Source organism: Streptomyces albofaciens JCM 4342, assembly GCF_008634025.1.
GTDB classification, from domain to species: Bacteria; Actinomycetota; Actinomycetes; order Streptomycetales; family Streptomycetaceae; genus Streptomyces; species Streptomyces albofaciens.
The window spans coordinates 4,217,023-4,237,488 of the sequence record NZ_PDCM01000002.1 but is presented as its reverse complement, the minus strand read 5'-3'; the positions used below and the strand labels follow the sequence as shown (position 1 = coordinate 4,237,488).

At 74.0% G+C, this 20,466-nt stretch carries 17 protein-coding genes; 13 read left to right on the top strand and 4 right to left on the bottom strand.

Annotated features, from left to right (window positions below; all coding sequences use genetic code 11):
• Positions 1 to 339 precede the first annotated feature (339 nt).
• Entirely contained in the window at positions 340 to 837 is a 498-nt protein-coding gene (locus tag CP973_RS38425) for a hypothetical protein (protein ID WP_150249390.1), read from the top strand.
• Positions 838 to 908: 71 nt separating this feature from the next.
• Here the strand turns inward: CP973_RS38425 and CP973_RS38420 are convergent, their stop codons facing one another.
• The gene (locus CP973_RS38420; RefSeq protein ID WP_150249387.1) at positions 909 to 2,180 is read right to left on the bottom strand and encodes a helix-turn-helix domain-containing protein; all 1,272 of its coding nucleotides are present in this window, start codon (positions 2,178 to 2,180) and stop codon (positions 909 to 911) included.
• 245 nt (positions 2,181 to 2,425) lie between these two features.
• Here CP973_RS38420 and CP973_RS38415 point away from each other — a divergent pair, with 245 nt between their 5' ends.
• From CP973_RS38415 to CP973_RS38395, 5 genes are all read left to right on the top strand, one after another.
• A complete protein-coding gene (locus CP973_RS38415; RefSeq protein WP_167538597.1) occupies positions 2,426 to 3,652 on the top strand; it encodes an MFS transporter in 1,227 nt (408 codons plus the stop codon).
• A 120-nt stretch (positions 3,653 to 3,772) separates the two neighbouring features.
• Positions 3,773 to 5,014 carry an aldehyde dehydrogenase family protein gene (locus CP973_RS38410; protein ID WP_150249379.1) on the top strand — a complete coding sequence of 414 codons (1,242 nt, stop codon included), beginning with the start codon at positions 3,773 to 3,775 and terminating at the stop codon, positions 5,012 to 5,014.
• Positions 5,011 to 6,729 (top strand): thiamine pyrophosphate-binding protein, encoded by a 1,719-nt coding sequence (locus tag CP973_RS38405; protein ID WP_150249376.1) that lies wholly within the window; start codon positions 5,011 to 5,013, stop codon positions 6,727 to 6,729. Before CP973_RS38410 ends, CP973_RS38405 begins: the two co-directional genes overlap by 4 nt.
• 52 nt (positions 6,730 to 6,781) lie before the next feature.
• Complete coding sequence (locus CP973_RS38400; protein ID WP_150249372.1) at positions 6,782 to 7,684, top strand: ACP S-malonyltransferase; 903 nt, start codon at positions 6,782 to 6,784, stop codon at positions 7,682 to 7,684.
• The gene (locus CP973_RS38395; protein WP_208853381.1) at positions 7,681 to 9,333 is read left to right on the top strand and encodes an MFS transporter; all 1,653 of its coding nucleotides are present in this window, start codon (positions 7,681 to 7,683) and stop codon (positions 9,331 to 9,333) included. The genes CP973_RS38400 and CP973_RS38395 overlap by 4 nt, the downstream gene beginning before the upstream one ends.
• 85 nt (positions 9,334 to 9,418) lie before the next feature.
• On the opposite strand, the gene CP973_RS38390 is transcribed toward CP973_RS38395, so the two are convergent.
• The 3 genes from CP973_RS38390 to CP973_RS38380 all read right to left on the bottom strand — a co-directional run bounded on the left by CP973_RS38390 (position 9,419) and on the right by CP973_RS38380 (position 12,027).
• Positions 9,419 to 10,648, bottom strand: a complete 1,230-nt coding sequence (locus CP973_RS38390) for a cytochrome P450 (protein ID WP_150249368.1) — start codon at positions 10,646 to 10,648, stop codon at positions 9,419 to 9,421.
• Positions 10,649 to 10,731: 83 nt separating this feature from the next.
• Positions 10,732 to 10,977: an acyl carrier protein gene (locus CP973_RS38385; protein WP_150249365.1), complete on the bottom strand. Its 246-nt coding sequence runs from the start codon at positions 10,975 to 10,977 to the stop codon at positions 10,732 to 10,734.
• Between the two features lie 87 nt (positions 10,978 to 11,064).
• Positions 11,065 to 12,027 (bottom strand): ribonucleotide-diphosphate reductase subunit beta, encoded by a 963-nt coding sequence (locus CP973_RS38380; protein ID WP_150249362.1) that lies wholly within the window; start codon positions 12,025 to 12,027, stop codon positions 11,065 to 11,067.
• Positions 12,028 to 12,314: 287 nt separating this feature from the next.
• Between CP973_RS38380 and fabF the strand changes: the two genes are divergently transcribed.
• The 7 genes from fabF to CP973_RS38350 all read left to right on the top strand — a co-directional run bounded on the left by fabF (position 12,315) and on the right by CP973_RS38350 (position 20,449).
• On the top strand, positions 12,315 to 13,658 hold the full coding sequence (fabF, locus tag CP973_RS38375) for a beta-ketoacyl-ACP synthase II (protein ID WP_150249358.1): 1,344 nt from the start codon (positions 12,315 to 12,317) through the stop codon (positions 13,656 to 13,658).
• Positions 13,655 to 16,285: a class III lanthionine synthetase LanKC gene (lanKC, locus tag CP973_RS38370; protein ID WP_150249355.1), complete on the top strand. Its 2,631-nt coding sequence runs from the start codon at positions 13,655 to 13,657 to the stop codon at positions 16,283 to 16,285. The genes fabF and lanKC overlap by 4 nt, the downstream gene beginning before the upstream one ends.
• 67 nt (positions 16,286 to 16,352) lie before the next feature.
• Complete coding sequence (locus CP973_RS41895; protein WP_191094851.1) at positions 16,353 to 16,439, top strand: class III lanthipeptide; 87 nt, start codon at positions 16,353 to 16,355, stop codon at positions 16,437 to 16,439.
• Positions 16,440 to 16,525: 86 nt separating this feature from the next.
• Positions 16,526 to 17,296, top strand: a complete 771-nt coding sequence (fabI, locus tag CP973_RS38365; protein ID WP_150249352.1) for an enoyl-ACP reductase FabI — start codon at positions 16,526 to 16,528, stop codon at positions 17,294 to 17,296.
• A gap of 1 nt (position 17,297) precedes the next feature.
• The gene (gene speB / locus CP973_RS38360; protein ID WP_150249349.1) at positions 17,298 to 18,323 is read left to right on the top strand and encodes an agmatinase; all 1,026 of its coding nucleotides are present in this window, start codon (positions 17,298 to 17,300) and stop codon (positions 18,321 to 18,323) included.
• Positions 18,320 to 18,952: an FAS1-like dehydratase domain-containing protein gene (locus CP973_RS38355; RefSeq protein WP_244410230.1), complete on the top strand. Its 633-nt coding sequence runs from the start codon at positions 18,320 to 18,322 to the stop codon at positions 18,950 to 18,952. The genes speB and CP973_RS38355 overlap by 4 nt, the downstream gene beginning before the upstream one ends.
• A 27-nt stretch (positions 18,953 to 18,979) precedes the next feature.
• Entirely contained in the window at positions 18,980 to 20,449 is a 1,470-nt protein-coding gene (locus CP973_RS38350) for a class I adenylate-forming enzyme family protein (RefSeq protein WP_150249345.1), read from the top strand.
• Positions 20,450 to 20,466 lie beyond the last annotated feature (17 nt).

Sequence of the window (20,466 nt, the reverse complement as noted above, 5' to 3'; positions counted from 1 at the left end):
TTCGCGGCGTGACGAAATCCAAAAATCGGGGGAACATTGCAAGCAACATTTCGGGGGAGCGTTTCCGGGTCCGGTCTGCTGTGTCCGGAGGGTGGTCCGGAAGCCCCCTGGGGACCGGGGCTGCGCGGCGCGCGCTGGGAACCGGGAAGCGCCTCCGCCATATCCGAGGGACAGATACATGTCTTCTCGGTCCTGGACGAGGCGGCGGACTGCGCGCGAGGGTGCGCACGGCCGGGCGACGACGGGTTCACCGACGCGGCCGGCTCCTGTCCGTGCGGACTGTGGCCGGGGCGTCTGCACGCCCTGGTGGCCTGGCTGCTGGACTGCTCACCGTGCGAAGTGCGCACGACTCGTGACGGCTTCGGCAGGTCGCGGCTGTCGGCCGGGCCGCTGGACCTGACGGTCTGCCGTGACGAAGGAAGACTGCTGATCGCCTGCGCCCGCGGGGCCTCGGTGGCGCTGAGCGTGTCCAGCGTGCCGTCGTCCCTGGACGCCTGGGCCTGGCTGCCCTTCAGCGCCGCCGAGCGGGCCCGTGCCGAAGCGGCCCCGGCCGCCCACCGCGCGGCGCTGCTGACCCAGTGGTGGACGCGCAAGGAAGCGGCGCTGCGGCTCACCGGCCGCGGCGGGCTGGCGCTCGCCGCCGAGGTGGACGCCCTGGGCGCGGGGCCGGAGGGCGCGATACCGGTGCCCGAGACCGGCATCCCGGGCACCGGTGGCGTCGCGTACGTACAGGACCTGCCCACCGATCCGGAGACCGCCGCTTCCGTCGCGGCCTCGTATCCCGTGAGCGAGGCCGTCGTGTGGCGGGTGCGGTGTCCGGTGCCGGTGGCGCCGTGACGGCCGGGCACGCGCGCCGTCCGGGTGCCGGGCCGGACGCACCGGCCGGCGCCCGGACGGCGCACGCGCCCCTACGGCATCAGGACCAGGTGCGGGTCGGGTCCGGTGAGGTGGCCGGGGTCGCTCAGCTCGCGCCAGGTCGCCATCGCCAGCCGGTACGCACCGGCGGCCTCGTAGCCGGAGGCCGCGGTGCGGAAGTCCGCCTCGGCGGCCTCCTCGCGCCCGGCGGCACGCTGGGCGCGGGCCCGGACGAGGACGCAGCGGGCCTGGTCCAGGGCGGGCAGCGCCGGGGAGTCCACGGGAATGGTCCCGGCCCGCTCCCGGGCGCGCTCCCGGTCGGAGGTGCGCAGCGCGTCCAAGGCCTCCAGCGCCGCGAGCCAGCTCAGCGTCTCCGGTGTGGCGAGCAGCGCCGCGGCCTGGCGGACGCGCTCCAGCAGGGCGTCGGCGCCGGGGGTGTCGCAGGCGAGGGCCAGCAGCGTACGGGCGCGGGCCAGCCGGGTGCGCTGCCGTACGTCGTCGGTGGCCGTGAGCAGTTCGTCGGCCTCGGTCAGCAGCTCGTGGGCGGCGTCCGCCCGGCCGTCCAGGTAGCGCGCGCCCGCGGCGGCCCACAGGGCGGTCGCGCGAAGGCGCGGGGCACCGGCGGGCGGTGCCTCGTCCAGCAGGGTGTCGGCGAGCCCCTGCGCGCGGTGCCACTCGCCGCTTTCCACGTACGCCGAGAGCAGCGCCACCTGTGCCTGCACCCGGGCGGGGCGGGCGGCCTCGACGTCCGCCGCGGCGCTCTGGGCGTCCTCGGCGCGGCGCACCGCCTCGGCCAGGCGGCCCTGCCGCCGGTGCAGCTGGGAGAGTTCGGCGGCGACCTGGGAGCGCAGCAGCGGCGCGGCGGCGGTGAGCGGGTCGTCGAGCAGGGTGCGCAGGACGCGCTCGCGGTCGGCGGCGGCGCCGAGGTGGTCGAGGACGGTGGCCAGCTCCCAGCGGGCCTCCCAGCGCACCTCGTCGAGGTCGTTGTCGGCGGCCCGCTCGGCGACGGCCTCCAGCTGCCGCCGGGCGGCGGGCCAGTCACCGGCGGCCTGGCTCGCGCGCGCGGCGACGAGCTGCCCGACGAGCTCCAGGCGGTGGGTGCGCTCGCGGTCCGCGGGCCGGGGCGCGGACAGCTCTTCGAGGGACATGCCGAGGCGCTCGGCGATGGCCTTGGCCGCTTTGGTGCTGGGGCTGCGGCGGCCGCTCTCCACCAACGAGACGTAGCTGGGGGAGACGCCGTCGCCGGCGAGGTCCCCCTGGGACAGGCCCTGGGCGCGACGGATCTCCCGGACGCGTTCTCCGAACGCTGGCTGTTCGATCGTCAAGCTGTTCCTCGGCGTTCAGCTCGCTGTTGAGTAAGGGATGCATGGACAAGCTTACGGGCTGTGACCCGCGACTCTACTCGTCCGGACGCCAGGCGGGGGCCGTTGTCATCGGCTCGTATCCGGCTCTTTACGGGCTCTTGAAGAACCCATCTGGTCAATACCCAGTCATGCTAGTGTCAATTCATATGACAAGCCTGGGATTTCCACGACGCCGCCGGTGGGGAATCCATGCCCTGCTGGGCGCCGTGGCGGTCAGCTCGCTCGGCGAGGCCATGATGGTCGTCGCCGTCCCCTGGTTCGTGATGAGGACGACCGGCAGCGTGGCCCAGACCGGGATCGTGGTCGCGATCGGGGCCGTCACCTCCGGGGTGGTCGGTTTCGCGGCGGGTCCCCTGGTCGACCGCTGGGGCTTCCGGACGATGGCGGTGGTCGCCTACCTGGTCGGCGGCCTCGGCGCGGCCTGCATTCCGCTGCTGTACGCCCTGGACGCACTCGACTTCCCCACCCTCGCCCTCCTGGTGGTGGCCGCCAACGCCCTCGACGTCCCCGGCGGCGCGGCCGTCACCGGCCTGGTGCCGGAGCTGAGCGAGGCCGCGGGCATGCCGCTGGAGCGCGGCAACGCGCTGCTCACCGGCATCCACCAGGTCGCCCAGCTGTGCGGGCCCCCGCTGGGCGGCGCGGGGGTCGCGTTGCTCGGCACCCAGAGTGTGCTGCTCCTGGACGCCGTCGCCTGCGGCCTCGCGGCGCTCTTGATCCTCGTCTGCATCCGGGCCGGCCGGCGGGCGACCGAGCGGCGCCCGGCCGGCGCCTACCTCGCCGACCTGCGCTCCGGGCTGCGCACACTGCGCCGCCACCGCCTGCTGCGGGCCGTCGCCGTCTCCGGCACCGCCTTCAACGCCCTGGACAGCGGTCTGGCGGGGGTGGTCCTGGTGACGTACGCGTACCAGCACCTGGGCAGCGCGGCGAGCCTGGGCGTCCTGCTCACCTCCTTCGGCCTGGGCGCGGTGGCGGGCACGGTCGGCTACGCCGTCTTCGGCCACCGGGTCGGCGGGCGGTTCCTCTACATCGGCACCGGCCTCGCCGCGGGCCTCCTGATCTTGGCGTTGGTCTCGCTGCCCCCGCTGCCGGTCGGCGCGGCGCTGCTCGCCGTGCTCGGCGCGGTGGCGGCGCCGGTGGGCCCGCTGCGTACGGGGGTGCTCCAGCGCAGTGTGCCGCGCGAGCAGTACGGGCGGGTGACGGCTGCGGTCGACACGGTCGGCCTCGCGGCGGTGCCGCTCGGCGCCTCGCTGACCGTCGCCGCCGTCGGCGCCCTCGGTCTGCGCCCGGCGATCGGTCTGATCGCCGGGGTGTACCTGCTGGTGGTGGTCTGCTGCTGGGCCGCCCCGGCGCTGCGCGAGATCGACCGGGACGCCGCCGGTGACCGCGCCCACGCCCCTCCATCACCGGCCATGACTGAACTTGACAAACAATGACAGCTGGCTGACGCTGGCCCTCTATGGTCGACGCCCCGAGGAGGGACACATGAGTGAGCGCAGCACCATGCGGCGCGAGCCGAGGCAGCGTGGGTCCGGCGAGCGAAACGAGGTCCGCGCATGACCTCCGCTCCCGTCCTGCCCGCCACGGCCACCGTGCCCGAGGGCACCCCGGACGCCCGGCGTCTCGCGGCGCTGCGCGCGGTGCGGGACCTGCTGGCCGACAACCCCGGCGACGTGCACGACCTGCTGTGTGAGATATCCACCCACCGCGCCGCCGGATACGAGATCGAGGCGACCATCGCCACGCTCGACGGCGCGCTCGCCGAGGTGGACGCCTACCGGCCGGGCCGGGTCCCGCGGCTGGCCGTCTTCATGCCCTCCAACGTGATCCTCTACTCGTACGCGCTGTACCTGCTCGTCCCCGCGCTCTACGCCGACCACCTGGTCTTCCGGCCCTCCAGCCAGGTCAAGGACCAGATGGCGCGCCTGCACCGGCTGCTGGCCGAGCACCACCGGCTGCCCATCGAGCTGACCGTCGCCAGCCAGCGGGAGTTCGTCCGCGACCACGTCCTGCCGTCCGACGTGGTGGTGTTCACGGGGGCGTACCACAACGCCGAGCAGATCCGCGCCCAGCTCGGGCCGGGGCAGCTCTTCCTGTTCCTCGGCTCCGGCGTCAACCCGTTCGTCGTCGCCCCCGGCGCCGACGTGGAGCGCGCCGTGCGCGACGCCGTGGAGATCCGCGTCCACAACGCCGGCCAGGACTGCCTGGGCCCGGACCTGTTCTGCGTGCACGAGGACCTGCGCGACGCCTTCCTCGACGGTCTCGTCCGCGAACTCAAGGGCCTGCGCTACGGCCCGTACACCGACCCCGACGCCGACTTCGGGCCGGTCTTCTACGACGGCGCGCTGGAGGAGGCGGTCCAGTTCCTGGCCCGCAACCGCGAGCGGATCGCCTACGGCGGCCATGTCGACTTCCGCACCCGGCGGATGGAGCCCACCGTCGTCGTCGGCGACGAGGTGACCCCGCGCACCCAGGTCCCGGAGTTCTTCGCGCCGGTCTTCAACGTCGTCGGCTACCGCGACGAGCAGGCCCTCGCCGCCACACTGACCACCGGCCAGTTCACCGAACGGGCCCTGGGCTCCAGCGTGTACGGCGAAGCGCCGGACCTGGTCGCCGCGCTGCGCCGCCGTACCACCGTCACCCTCGACACCACCCTGCTGTCCATCGACGACGGCAACGCGCCCTTCGGCGGCTTCGGCCGGATGGCCAACTACATCACCGACGGCGAGGAGCTGTGGGCGGAGCCCGTCCTGATCTCCAAGGCCGTCGCCGAGCACTACCCGAAGGCCCCCCGGTGAACGAACGCGCACACACCTACCCGACGGCCTGGCACGCGGTCGCCGACCACCTGCGGCACCTGGGCACCACGGCCGTCTTCGGCCTGCCCGGCGACGACATGGACCTGCTGGGCGCGCTGGAGGAGACCGACACCCGCTTCGTCATCTGCCGCGACCAGCGCAACGCCGTGTTCATGGCGACCGGTTACGCGCTGGCCGCCGGGCGCCCCGGCATCTGCGCGGTGGGCAAGGGCCCGGCCCTGACCAACACCCTCACCGGCGTGCTGGAGGCCCGGTCCGCCGCCGCGCCGGTCGTCCTGATCGCCGGGGGCACCCCGCTGGACCGGCTGGGCACCGGCGCGTTCCAGGAGCTGGACCAACTGGCCGCCGTCCGCCCGCTGGTCAAGTGGGCGGTACGGGTGGACCGCGCCGACCGGCTCCCCGCGGCCCTCGACCAGGCCGTGGCCATCGCCGTCAACGGCACCCCGGGACCGGTCTACGTCGAGATACCCGAGGACCTCGCGGGCGAGCCGGTCACCCGCACCGCCCCCTGGCGCCCGGCCGCGGCCCAGCGCCTCACCCCCGACCCCGACGTCCTGACCGACGCCGCCGCCCGCATCGCCGCCGCCCGGCGCCCGCTCCTGCTCGTCGGCGGCGGCGCCCGGCACCGCAACGTGGACCGCTCGCTGGAGGCGTTCGCCGAACTCCTCGGCGCGGGCCTGTTCACCACCGCCTCCGGGCGCGGCACGGTCGCCGAGGACCACCCGCTGTTCTGCGGCGTCTCCGGCCTCTACACCGTCGCGCCGGCCGACCGGCTGTGGCAGGAGGCGGACCTGGTGATCGCGCTCGGCAGCCGCCTGGAGGAGACCGCCACCTTCGGCTGGCCGGACGCGGACCGGCTGCCGGTGATCCAGGTCGTCACCGGTGAGGACGGCCTGGTGACCGCCCGGCCCGGCGCCGGCGTCCTGGGCGACGTACAGCGCACCGTGCACGCCTGGACCGGTCTGCTGGCCGGGCACACCCCGGACGCCGCCTGGACCGCCCGGATAAGCGAGGCGCGCCGGGCACTCGCCGCGCGCGCCGACGAACGGGCCCACCAGGCCGACCGTACGGCGAAGGAGAGCGGCGGCGTCCCGGTCAGCCGTGTCCTCGCGGCCCTCGGCCGGGCCGTCCCCGAAGACCGCGTCCTGGTGCAGGAGAACGGTCTCCAGGACATGTGGTCGTACTTCCACCCGCACTGGACCTGCGGCGCGCGCGGCGGCTCGGTCGTGCCGAGCGAGCAGACCCCGCTGGGTTTCGGCGCGGCCGCCGCGCTGGGCGTGGCCCTGGCCGAGCCGGGGCGCCCCGTCGTCTCGGTGGCCGGCGACGGCGCCTTCAACCTCTTCCGCAGCGAACTGCCCACGCTCGCCGACGCGGGCGCCGGGGTGCTGTACGTCGTGCTCGACAACGGCGGGTACGGCTGGCTCCAGACCAACCTCGACCGGGTGTCCGGCAGCGGCTCGCGCTTCGCGTTCACCGCCGACCGGCCCACCGGCAACGAAGGCCTGGCGGCCGCGTACGGCCTGAAGTACTGGCGCGCTGACAACCCCGACGATCTCGACCGCGTCCTTTCCGCCGCGTGGCAGCACTGCGCGTCGGGAACCGCCGCGGTGGTGGAGGTCGGGGTCCGGCTCGCCGACAGCCCGCCCGGGATGGCCGGACCCGCCGGAGACTTCCCGTTGCGTGAGGACGAATGACCGACTCGCCGAGACCGACCGACTCGTCGAGACCAGCAGAACAGGACGCCGCATGCCCGTCGCGCTCTTCTTCCCCGGGCTCATTCCCACCCGGTTCGACGCCATCAGCCCCTTCGTGACCACCAACGAACACGCCAGACGACGCTTCGCCGAGGCCGACGAGGTCCTCGGCTACCGCCTCGCGGACGCCTACCGCGAGGCGTCGATCTACGAATGGGAAGTGTTCGAGGCGGGGTTCATGGCGCTGACCCTGGCGCTCGCCGACTGGGCCGAGGAGAAGCACGGCGCCCGCCCGGCCGCCTGCGGCGGGCAGAGCTTCGGCGCGTTCATGGCGGCGGTGTGGGCGGGCGCCCTCAGCTACCCGGACGCGCTGCGGCTGATCCGCCGCAGCGTCGCCGTCGAGACGGACTACTTCGACACCCTCGCCGAGCCGCTGGGCTGCCACTTCTTCTACCGGCTGCCGCACGAGAAGGTGCAGCGGCTGGTGGCCGAGGTGCACGAGCGCGGTGAGTGGGCCGAACTGTCGGTGGTACTCGACGAGGAGGTGCACGCCGTCTCCGCGACGCTGAGCACCCTGGAACGCTTCGAGCAACGGGTGCGCGAGGAAGGCGGCTTCCCCTTCTACACGATGAACCGGGCCGAACACTGCTCCGCCGTCGCCGGGCTGCGCACCCGGCTGCACGACGAGGCGTACGGGACCGTCGAGTGGCGCACCGCGCACATCCCGGTCGTCTCCGACGTGGACGGCCGGCTGCTCACCGACGCCGAGGAGATCAAGCAGGACCTGCTGGACGGCTGGACGACACCGGTCCACTGGGCGACGATCCTGCGCGGTCTGCGGACGGCGGAGGTGGACGAGGTGTGGATCCCGGGCCCGCGCAACATGTTCGCCCGGATCACCAACAACTCCTTCCCCACCAAGGTGATCACTCCGAAGATGGCGCTCGAAGCGTGAGCGCGCCCACCGACGCCCTGGGCACCCCGGCCGGCCGCCGGGTGCTGTCGGCGGCCATGTTCGCCAGCGCTCCCGCCGAGGTGCTGGACTTCCTGCTGCCGCTGTGGGCCGGCTCGACGCTGAAGGCGGGCGCCTCGGTGGTCGGCGCGCTCGTCGCCGTCGAGGCGGTGCTCTCCCTGATCGTACGGCCGCTGGCCGGGGAACTGTCGGACCGCTTCGACCAGCGCCGGGTCGCGGCCGCGGGCGCGTTCCTGTACGCCCTGTCCTTCGCCGGGTACGCCCTCGCCGACACCCTGCCCCTGGCGTTCGTCGCGTCAGGGGTGGGCGGCGCGGGCGGCGCGCTGTTCTGGGTCGGGCTGCGCGCCTGGACCGGGCAGCGGGCCACCAACCACACCAGCGCGTACGGCAAGCTGCTGTCGGCCGAGGGCCAAGGCGCCTTCATCGGCTACCTGGTGGCGTTCTCCCTGCTGGAACGCGGCGGCTATCCGCTGCTGTTCTGGCTGGGCTGCGCGGCCTGTGTGTGGGCCACGGCCGCGCTGCTGAAGGGAACGGGCAGCCGGGAAACGGGCAGCCGGGAGGCGGGCGGTCGAGCGGCGGTCGCGTCCGCGGCCGACGACGAAAGCGAAGACAACGACGGCACCGACGGCACCGACGACGCGCTACGGGACCGGAGGACCCGCCTGCGGCTCCTCCCCCTGATGGTGGTGTCCGCCGTGACGGCCGCCGCCGAGGCCGGGCTGTGGATGCTCCTGCTGCTGCGCCTGCAAGGCGATCTGGGACTGACGCCCAACGAGATCGCCATGGTCTTCGCGCCCGGGTTCGTGGTGTTCATCCTGCTGCCCGAGCACACCCACCACCTCACCGACCGGCTCGGCCGCACCCCGACCATGGTCGTCGCGTTCCTGGCGAGCGCCCTGTTCGCGGCCGGGCTCGGCTTCGTGGCCACCCCGGTCGCCGTCGCGGTCCTGTGGGCGGTGGCCGCCGCCTGCTTCGCCGCGCAGATCCCGGTGGAACAGGCCACCGTCGCGGCCGCCGCCGGCAAGCGCGTCGGCCGGGGGATGGGCCTGTACGAGAGCGCGCGGCTGTCCGGCGTCGTCGTCGGGCCCGCGCTGATGGGCGTGGTCTACGAGCAGCTGGGCTGGGTCACCGCCTGCTGTGTGGCGGCGGGCGGGTCGGTCGTGGGGGCCGTCGTCGTGCCGTACGCCATCCGCGTACTGAAGCTGCCGAAGCCGCCCAGGACGGCCGCCTTGTCCCGGACCGGCGGGACGGCCGCCCCGGCCGCCGTCACCGCCACGACCGATAACCCGCACCAGGAAACCAAGGAAGAGGACCGCACTGCCATGGACATGGAGAAGCAGGACACCGCGGCGCCGTCGAAGGACGGTGCCCTCTCGCCGAAGGAGCACGCCCGCAAGGAGCGGCGGGACTGGCTCATCCACACGGCGGCGTTCCTCGTGGGGAACGTGATCCTGTGGGCGCTGAAGTCCAACTGGATCGTGTGGCAGTTCACCGCGGACGAGGTGCCCGACGAGCACCGCGGCCCGCTGGTGTGGATCAGCCGCATCTGGCTGACCATCTGGGTCATCGACACGATCTGGTCGTGGTCGTACACGATCTGGCCGCGCGAGAAGAAGGCCAAGTCGTCCTAGCCGCCCACCGCGCGGCCCCTTTCCACCGCCGTACGGGCGAGCCAGCTCCCCGTACGGCGGTGCCGTGTTCGCGGGCGGGAGCCGTTCACGACAGGAGCAGGGGCAGCTCGGCGTATCCGCGCAGGGACGTCATCCGGTTGCGCGGCGCCCCGGTGCCCGCGTGCGCGATCGACGGGAAGCGGGCCAGCAGCCGGGGGAAGGCGACGGCCGCCTCCAGGCGGGCCAGCGCGGCGCCCAGGCAGTAGTGCGCGCCCGCGCCGAAGGTGAGCGAGCCGCCCGGCGCCCGGTCCGGCCGGAAGACGTCCGGGTCCGCGTGCCGCGACGGGTCGCGGTTGGCGCTGGCCAGCAGGGCCACCACCTGGGTGTCCCGCGCGACGGCCACCCCGCCCAGCTCGGTGTCCCCGCCCGTCCAGCGGGAGGCGATCTGGATGGGCGGGTCGAAGCGCAGCATCTCCTCGACCCAGGCGTCGATCCGCTCCGGCTCGCCGCGCAGCCGCGCGAGCAGCTCCGGGTGGTCCAGCAGGACCGCCGTCCCGTTGCCGATGAGGTTGCTGGTGGTCTCGTAGCCGGCGGAGTACAGCAGCACCAGGTTGGCGAGCAGTTCGCGCCGGGTGAGCCGGTCGCCGTCCTCCTCCCGTACCGCGATGAGCGTGCTGATCAGGTCGGTGCGCGGGTCCTCCTGGCGGCGGGCGGCCAGCGCGCCGAGCCGGTCCCACAGCTCCGCGGTGGCCTCGTCCGCGCGCTCCAGCGCCTCCCCGGCGAGATTCTGCTCGATCGCGGAGGTGACGGCCTGCACGCGTGGCGCGAACCAGGCGCGGTCCTCCTCGGGGATGCCGAGCAGTTCGCCGATGACGGTGATGGGCAGCGGCAGCGCGAAGTGCTCCATCAGGTCCACCGGGGCGCCCCCGGCGGCCCGTTCGGCGAGGCCGTCCAGCAGGCCGTCGACCAGCTTCTCCACCGCGGGACGCAGCCCGGCCACCCGGCGCGGGGTGAAGGCGCGGCTCACCAGGCGGCGCAGCCGCTCGTGGTGCGGCGAGTTCTGGTTGACCATCTCGCCCATCAGGGAGAAGACGGTGAGGTGGTCGCGGCCCTCGGGCCAGGTACGGGCGAGGTACGCGTCGTCCTCGACCCGGAACAGCGGATCGCGCAGCACCCGGTCGCAGTCGGCGTGCCGGCTGACGACGACGGTGCCGTCCGGCAGCCGGGAGACCGGCCCGTGCTCCCGCAGCACCGCGTAGTGCGGATACGGATCGGGGCAGCCCAGCGGGCTGAACAGCGCGCGCAGGGCCCGGCGTACCGCGGCCGGGTCGCTCATGGTGCCTCCTGGCTGGAAGGTGCGCCCCGCCCCTTCGGGGGCAGGGGCGGGGCGCACCGGTCTGGTGCGGGCCGCCGCGGCGCTCAGGCCGTCAGCTGCTTCTCGATGCGGAGGACGATGTCGGAGACCAGGCGCAGCTCCTTCAGCTCCTCCTCGGGAAGGCTGACGCCGAAGCGCTCCTCGGCGGCGACGATGACCTCGACCATGGCCAGCGAGTCGACGTCCAGGTCCTCGATGAAGGCCTTCTCCTCGGTCACCTCGGCGGGTTCGACGTCGGCGACCTCGTTGAGGATCTCGGCGAGCCCGGTGATGATCTCTTCACGCGTCATGGTGGTTGCCTCTCTGTGGTGTGCGGTGTGGCGCGGGGGTGCGGTGGGCGCGCGGCGCGCCCGGGCGGTTCAGGAGAGCGGGGCCGCTCACCCGGCGTGCTCGGCGTCCTCGGCGGCGGCCGGCTTCGGCATGGACAGGGCCACGACGTGGTCCGCGAACTCCCGCTCGACGCCGATGAGCCGGAGCTGGCGGTACAGGCTCTCGATGCCGAGCTGCTTCATGGTCAGGCCCTGCGGGGCGTCGTCGACCTGGCCGCCCTCCTCGATGTTCAGGGCGATCGGCGCGGCCTGCTCGATGACCTCGCGGATGTCGTCGCCGTAGCCCTCCTTCATGCCGATGCGCAGGGCGTGCAGGCCGAAGCTGACGTGCCGGGACTCGTCGCGGGCCATCGCCGTGAAGCCGGCCTTCACCCCGGCCAGCAGCGGGATCCCGTGCAGCGAGTTGACGATGGCGCGCTGGCCGACCAGGGCGAGCACGCCCTCGGTGATCAGGTGGAAGAGCGCCACGGCGCGCAGCCAGCGCCGGTAGTCCGAGGGGTGCTCCTGGAGTTCGCGGATGACCTCGGTCTCCAGGCGGCTGAGGTCCCGGTGCGGTGGGGTGACCATGTTCCACGCCTGGACGAGCATCCGCTTGGGGTCCGGGTCCAGGCCGAGCAGTTCCTCGCCGAGGCGCAGCATCAGCTGGGTGTGCCGGGTCTCGTCGGCGATCTGGGTGCCGAGGTAGAGGTGGTCGCGCTCCTCGGGGGCGCCGGTGAGGATGGGGCCGAGCAGGTCGAGGCCGGTGTATTCGCCGATGATGAAGGTGGCGATGGACTCCTCGATCGCCTTGCGCGCGGAGCGCGGCAGCCGCTTGTCGAAGTCCTCGCGGTCCGGCTCCAGTTCGATGGCCTGGGCGGACCACTGCTGCTTCTCCCAGCGCTCGTAGAGCGTCTGGGGGTGCGGCTGCTGCTCGGTGACGAGGTCCGCGTGCCGGAGTACGTCGTCCAGGGGCAGGCGGGGCATCTCGGCGAGCTTGGCGTCGTCGAGCAGCAGGGTGCTCCAGCGCGGCATATCAAAACTCCGTGACTAGTGAGTCAAGTTCATGACTTCCCATAAGTCCGGTAGTGAACAGCAATCTCTGTGTGCAGTCAACGCGAGACCGTGACTCCCTCGCCGGTCGCCGAAAGTCGTCAGTCATGTTTCTTGACTCTTGAGTCGAGAGTGTGTCAATCTTTCGTCGTCGCCAGGACGGGACGACGGCGAGCCGGCCGAACGGCCGCCCCCGTCCGCGGCACCGGGGCCCCGTGCCCCACCACCGGAACACCCACGACGTACGCGAACGGAAGGGAGGCGGGACCATGGCACCGACGCAGGACGCGGCACGGATGCCGGGCCTCACCCGGCCCGCCGGCGCGCAGCGCCGTGTGGTGATCACCGGCTGCGGCACCATCTCCCCGATCGGCCACACCGTCGAGGAGTTCTGGGCCTCCGCCACCGCCGGGCGCAGCGGCATCCGCACCATCAGCCGCTACGACGTGGACACCCTGCCCACCCGGTTCGCCGGCGAGGTCGTGGACTTCGACCCCAAGCCGTACATGCCGAACAAGGTGAGCCGGCGCCTGGACCGCTTCGCGCAGTTCGGGCTCGCCGCCGCCCTCCAGGCGATGGAGCAGGCCGGGCTGACGATCGGCGAGGAACTCGCCACCCGTACGGCCGTCCTGGTCGGCTCCGGCTACGGCCCCGGCCAGCTGATGCGGGCCGCCATCCACGACCTGCGCGACCACGGCCGCCGCCGGATGACGCCCTACCTCGCCTCCGGCGGTTCCCTGGACAGCGCGGCCGGCGAGATCGCCGCCCGCTTCGGCGCCCGCGGTGCCTCCGGTGCCACCGTCACCGCCTGCGCGACCGGTGCGACCTGCATCGGCGACGCGCTGCGCATGATCCGGCACGGCTACGCGGACGTCGCGATCGCCGGCGGCGCGGACGACGCGGTCAACCCGCTCGACCTGGGCGCCGCCGCCAACGCCGGGGCGCTCTCCCGCCGCGACGACGACCCGCGGCTGGCCAGCCGGCCCTTCGACCGGCAGCGCGACGGCTTCGTGATGGGCGCGGGCGCCGGCATCGTCGTCCTGGAGGACGCCGAGCACGCGGTGCGCCGCGGCGCCACGATCCTGGCCGAGGTGGCCGGGTACGGCGCCACCACCGACGCCTACCACTCGACCCACCCGCACCCCGACGGCCTGGCCGCCCGGCAGGCGATGACCGACGCGCTCGCCGACGCGGACCTTCGCCCCGAGGACATCGACCACGTCTCGGCGCACGGCACCAGCACCCAGCTCAACGACCGCATCGAGAGCGCCGCGATCCGCGCGGTTCTCGGCGACCACGCCCCGCGGGTGCCCATCAGCTCGCTCAAGTCGATGACCGGCCACATGATCGGCGCGGCCGGCGCCGTGGAGCTGATCGCCGCCGTACAGACGATCCGTACCGGCATTGTGCCGCCGACGGTCAACTGCGACGACCCCGAGGACACCGGCCTCGACTACGTACCGCACCGGGCCCGCGAGCACGCGGTCCGCACGGTGCTCAGCAACTCGTTCGGCTTCGGCGGGCACAACGCGGTGCTCGTCGTCCGCGCCTGGCCCGGCGCGCAGGCCACCGCGAACCGTCCGGACCAGGAGCCGAAGGAGGAGGGCCGATGACCACCGGACCGCAGCCCGAGGCGTTCTGCCAGGCCGACCCGGTCTTCTACGACATCGCCGGCCGCCACACCGCCGACGACTCGCACGCCTTCGCGCAGACCCACGCTCCCGCCCCCGAGGGCTGGGAACGCCGCGAGATGGACGTCTGGATCGTCCACACCCCGCTCGGCCACACCCTGCCGCAGCAGGGCTGGAAGATCCACATCTCCGGTCTGCCGGACAACGCACGGCACGTCGTGGACACCGCCTGGGACCACTGCACCGCCAACGGCCTGCCGTTCAAGTTCCTGCGCGGCGTGGACGTCCTGACCACCCACAGCCTCAAGTACGCGCCGCGCTCGTCCAGCGGCAAGCTCGTGACCATCTACCCGTCCGACGAGGAGCAGCTGCACCGCACCCTCGTCGAACTGGGGGAGCGCCTGGACGGCACGGCCGGTCCGTACATCCTCACCGACCTGCGGTGGGGCGCCGGTCCGCTGCACGTACGCTACGGCGGCTTCGTCACCCGCTACTGCACCGACGACGACGGCACCGCCGTACCCGCCATCGAACGGCCCGACGGCACGCTGGTCCCCGACCGCCGCCGCCCGGTCTTCGAGGTGCCCGAGTGGGTCGAGCTGCCCGGCTTCCTCGCCGAACAGCTCGCCGCCCGCCAGGCGTCCGGCTCCCCGTCGGACTTCCCGTACAAGGTCGAACGCGCCCTGCACTTCTCCAACGGCGGCGGCGTCTACCAGGCCCGTGACACCGAAGGCCGCACGGTGGTCCTCAAGGAGGCCCGCCCGAACGCCGGACTGGACGGACTCGGCCTGGACGCGGTCGCCCGCCTGGACCGCGAACGCCGCGCCATGGAACACCTCGCCGGCCTGCCGGGCATCCCGGCCCTGTACGAGCACCGGGTGGTGTGGGAACACCACTTCCTGTCCGTGCAGCACCTGGAGGGCGACACCCTCCAGGGCTGGCTGGCCCGGCACTACCCGCTGACCAAGGCCCGCCCCGAGCCCGCCGCGCTGAGCGCGTACGTGCGCCGGGCGCAGGCCCTGGCCGACCGCATCGAGGCCCTGGTCGCCCGGGTCCACGAGCGCGGCATGGTCTTCGGCGACCTCCACCCGGCGAACATCCTGGTGACCGAGGCGGACGACGCCGACGAGGTCGCGCTGGTCGACTTCGAACTGTGCGTCCCCGCCGGGGAGGCGGACCGGCTCGGCATGGGCCACCCCGGCTTCGCCGGCACCGGACGCACCGGCTACGGCATCGACCGGCACGCGCTGGCCGCGCTGCGCCTGTGGCTGCTCTTCCCGCTCACCGGGCTCAACGAACTGGACCCGGGCCGCGCGGCGGCGTACGTGGACGTGGCCGAGCGCAGGTTCGCCCTGCCGGCCGGCTCCCTGGACGCGCTGCGCCGCGAACTCGCCCCCGGCGAGGCGGCCCTGGACCGGGTGCCCCCGGCGCTCCGCGAACCGCTGGGCGTCCGCCTGGACACCTCGCTGCCCAACTGGGCCGCGGCACGCAAGTCACTGGCCGAGGCGGTCCTGCTGTCCGCCACGCCGCAGCGCGCCGACCGGCTCTTCCCGGGCGACGTACGGCAGTTCACGACGGACGGCCGCAACTTCGCCTACGGCGCGGCGGGCGTCCTGTGGGCGCTCGACACCGCCGGTGCGGGCCGCTTCCCCGAGTACGAGCAGTGGCTGCTGGACGCCGTCGAACGCGACCGCCCCCAGCGGCCCGGCTTCTACGACGGAGCACACGGCATCGCCCACGTCCTCGCGGGCTTCGGCCACCTGGAGGCCGCCGGGCGCCTGCTCGACGGCTGCCGGACGGCCACGGACGCGATGACCGAGGTGAGCCTCTTCCGCGGCACGGCGGGCGCGGGCCTGAACCTGCTGGACTTCGCCGCCCGCACGGGCAGCGGCGACCACCGCGACCAGGCCCTCGGCCTGGCGGAGCGGACGGCCGCCGCCGTCACGGCCGGGACCGCCCCGGGCATCGCGGCGGGCCCCGGCCGGGGCAGCCGGGCCGGACTGCTGCGCGGCTGGTCGGGAGCGGCCCTGTTCTTGCTGCGGCTGTACGAGGACACGTCCGACACGGCGTACCTCGACCTGGCCGTACGGGCGCTGCACCACGACCTCGACCTGTGCGCCACCGGCGAGGACGGTTCGCTCCAGGTGGACGGCGGGTTCCGCCTGCTGCCCTACCTGGAGGTGGGCACCGCGGGCATCGCCCTCGTCGCCGACGAGGTGCTCGCCCACCGCGCCGACGCGCGGCTGGCGGAGGCACTGCCGCTGCTGGTCCGCGCCGCGGAGCCGGAGTTCACCATCGAGCCGAACCTGTTCGGCGGCCGGGCGGGCCTGCTGGCCACGCTCGCCGCGCTGCGGGCCCGCGACCCGCAGCCGGAACCGGGCCTCGGCGTCGAGCGGCACCTGACACGGCTGCACTGGCACGCGCTGTCCTACCACGGCCATCTCGCCTTCCCCGGCGACCAGTTGCGCCGGGTCTCGATGGACCTGGCCACCGGCGGGCCGGGCATCCTGCTGGCCCTGACCGCGGCCCTGGAGGGAAGGCGGGACTTTCTGCCCTTCCTGGCCCCGCGGGACGGCCGGCCAACCGGCGCGGACCACCGCGCCCCCTGAGCTTCCGGCCGGCCCCCAGGCCGACCGGAATAACCCGACACCGAGTCAGTGGAGAGGAGGAAACACCATGTCGATCGTTCTCGACCTGCAGGGCCTTGAGGTCCCCGCCGAGGAGGCCGCGCGCGTCTCCAGCACCGTCAGCAGCCACTGCTGAACGCGCTGAGCGCCAGCTCCGGTGCCCGCCCCCGGGCGGGCACCGGAGCTCAACCCTTTCCCCGTACCACCCTGTGAGGAGCCCGGATGAGCGGCCTGCTCGACGGCAAGAGGCTGGTCATCACCGGTGTGATCAGCGAGAGTTCCATCGCCTACGCCGTGGCGCGGCTCGCCCGGCAGCAGGGCGCGCGGATCGTGCTCACCGCGTACGGGCGCCCCACGCTCGTCCAGCGGCTCGCCCGCCGCCTTCCCGGCGAGCCCCCGGTCGTCGAACTCGACGTCACCGACGCGGACCAGCTCGCCACCCTCGCCGACCGCGTGGGCGCGCACCTCGACGGCATCGACGGCGTCCTGCACTCCGTCGCCCACGCCCCCGCCACCTGCCTCGACGGCGGCTTCCTGACGGCGCCGTGGACCGACGTGTCCGCGGCCCTGCACACCTCCACGTACTCCCTCACCGCCCTGGCCACCGCCTGCCGCCCGCTGCTGGCGCCCGGCGCCTCCATCGTGGGCCTGGACTTCGACGCCTCGCGCGCCTGGCCCGGCTACGACTGGATGGGCGTCGCCAAGGCCGGGCTGGAGGCCTGCTCCCGCTACCTCGCCCGGGACCTCGGCCCCGAGAACATCCGCGTCAACCTCGTCGCGGCGGGCCCGCTTCGAACCTTGGCCGCCCGCGGCATCGGCGGCGACGGCCCGGCCTTCGAGAAGGAGTGGGCGACCCGCGCCCCGCTGGGCTGGGACCCCGCGGACGCCGACCCGGTGGCCCGCACCTGCCTCGCCCTGCTCTCGGACTGGCTGCCCGCGACCACCGGCGAGATCGTGCACGCCGACGGCGGCCACCACCTGATCGGAAGCTGACGTGCACCACCTCGGATCGGCCTTCGGCCCGGACATCACCTTCCTCGGCGTCCCGCGCCTGAACCTGGACGACCCGCCCACCGACGCCGACGTGATCATCCTGGGCGCCCCCTTCGACGGCGGCACCTCGCACCGGCCCGGCGCCCGCTTCGGCCCGGCCGCCATCCGCCAGGCCTGCTACCTGCCGCACAACGGCGCCCGGCGCAGCCTCGCGCTCGGCGTCGACCCGCTGACCGAACTGAAGGTCTACGACGCCGGGGACGTGCCCTGCTACTCCGGGGACATCGAGCAGAGCATCCGCACCGTGGAAGGCGCGGTACGGATGACCGCCGGCCTCGGCGCGATCCCCGTCGTGCTCGGCGGCGACCACACCATCGCGCTGCCCGACATGCGCGCCGTCGCCCGCCACCACGGCTTCGGGCGCATCTCGATGCTGCACTTCGACGCGCACGCCGACACCGGCGAGGTGGAGGACGGCCCGCTCTACGGACACGGCAAGCCGATGCGCCAGCTCATCGAGTGCGGCGCGGTTCGCGGCGACCGCTTCCTCCAGATGGGGCTGCGCGGCTACTGGCCGGGCCCGGAGACGCTGCGCTGGATGGCCGACCAGGGCATGCGCTCGTACGAGATGAGCGAGATCACCGCCCGCGGCTTCGACACCTGCCTGACCGAGGCGTTCGCCACCGCCATGGACGACTGCGACGGCGTGTACCTCTCGGTCGACGTGGACGTGGTCGACCCGGGCCAGGCGCCGGGCACCGGCACCCCCGAGCCGGGCGGCCTGACCTCGCGCCAACTGCTGGACGCGGTGCGCCGGGCGGCCTACGAACTGCCCGTCGTCGGCGTCGAGGTGGTCGAGGTGGCACCGCCGTACGACCACGCCGACATCACCGCGTACCTGGGCAACCGGATCGTCCTGGAGGCGCTGTCCGGCATCGCCCGGCGCCGCCGCGACGCCCGGGAGGGCACGACGTGGGACCCGGCGGTCCCGCTGCTGCGGCGGGACGGCGTGGGCGGCGGCCGGTGAGCGTACCGGGGGAGGGGGACGGCCGCCGGGCCGTCTTCGGCCCGTACGCGGTCGAGCGCGAGAAGATCCGCGAGTTCGCCGCGGCCGTGGGCACCGCCGACCCCGCGCACACGGACCCCGCGGCGGCCCGCGCCCTGGGCCACCCGGACGTCCTCGCCCCGCCGACCTTCCTCGCCGTCCTCGCGATCCGCGCCGAGGAACGGCTGCTGCGCGATCTCGGCGCCCCCGCCGACGGCGCGGGCACGATCCACCGCGAGGAGCGCTTCGTGCACCACCGGCCCGCGTACGCCGGGGACGAACTCTTGGTGACCGTACGGCTGAAGGACGCGTCCCGGCGCGCGGGCCGCGAGGTCGTGGTGCTGGAGAGCGCCTTCCGGGCCGCCGACGGATCACCGGTGAGCACCGTGACCTCCACCCTGCTGCTCCCGGAGCGCCGTGAGAGCGAAGACGCGGACCGCCGGGACTGGAAAGGCGTGGACCGGCGTGAGAGCGAAGACGCGGACCGCTGTGACTGCGAAGGCGCGAACCACCGGTGCTGCGAAGGCGCGAACCACCGCGACAGCGGCGGCGATGTGAACCGCCGTGCCGACGATGACGAAAACCGCCCCGGCGGCGATGACAAGAACTGACTCCGACTCATGGGAGCGGATCTCCGCATGACCGAAACGATGGCGCCCCCCGTCCCCGCCCCCCGGCTCGTCGGCGCGTCCGACGGCCTGTCCGGACCGGACCTGACCGGCCGGGTGCTGGCCGCCGCCCGGGTCCTGCGCGACCGCGGCATATGCCCCGGTGACCGGGTCCTGGTCAAGGGTGACAACTGCGTCGACTACGTCGTGGCGCTGCTCGCCCTGATGCACCTGGACACCTCGCTCGTCCCGGTCGACCACCGCCAGTCCGCCGCCGACGGCCGGGCGACCGCCCGCCAGGCCCGCGCCCGCTGGCTGCTCACCGACGGCACCGACAACACCGACGGCACCCACGGCACCGATGGCATCGCCGGTCCCGCCTTCCCCGCCGACCGGGTGCTCCGCTACCCCGGCCTCGGCGCGGACACCGCGCCCCCGCCCGGCGAGGTCGACCTCACCGCTTGGCTCGCCCGCCCGGACGCCGTGGTGCTGTGGTCCTCCGGCACCACCGGCCGCCCCAAGGGCATCGTGAAGTCGGGCCCCGCGGTGCACGACAACACGCTGCGCACCATCCAGGCCATGGGCTACCGCGCGGACGACGTGCTCGCCCCGCTGCTGCCCTTCTCCCACCAGTACGGCCTGTCCGTCGTCCTGCTGTGGTGGCTGGCCCGCTGCACCCTGATCGTCACCCCGTACCAGCGGCTGGACCTCGCCGTCGGCCAGGCCGCGGCCCACGGCGTCACGGCCGTGGACGCCGCCCCGTCCACGTACCACTCCCTGCTCGGCGTCGTCCGCCGCCGCCCGGAGCTGCGCGAGGCACTCGCCGGGGTGCGGATCTGGGGCGTGGGCGGCGCCCCGCTGCCCGCCCCGCTCGCCGAAGCGTTCCCGGCCGTCATGGGCCGCCCGCTGCTGGACGGCTACGGCCTCAGCGAGCTGGGCAACGTCGCGCTGGCCACGCCCGACGCGCCGACCGGCTGCGGCCGGCCGCTGCCCGGCGTACGGATACGGGTGGTCACCCCGGACGGCCGGGAGGCCGCGCCCGGCGAGCTGGGCGAGATCGAGGTGGACTCGCCGGGCCTGATGGAGGGCTACCTCCTGGAGGACGGCACGCTCACGCCCGTACGGCACACGACCTGGTACCCGACCGCAGACCTCGGCCGCTTCGACGAGGCGGGCAACCTGCACGTGGTCGGCCGCAACCAGGCGGTGCACCGGCTGGGCTTCACGCTCTACCCGGAGAGCCTGGAACGCAAGGCCGAGGCGGCCGGGCGGCAGGTGAAGGTGCTGGCGGTGGAGGACAGCCGGCGCGGCAGCGCACTGCACTTCGTGGTGGCGGATCCCGAGGTCGCCGCGCCTGCCGAGTGGCGGCGTCGGCTGGCCGTGCATCTGGCGGAGTACGAGCAGCCCAACGCGGTCCATGTGGTGGAGAGCTTCCCGCTGTCGGCGAACGGGAAGGTGGACGCGCGGGCGCTGCGGGCGCAGGTGGGGCTGGGGGACTGAGGGGCTGGGGGCTGGGG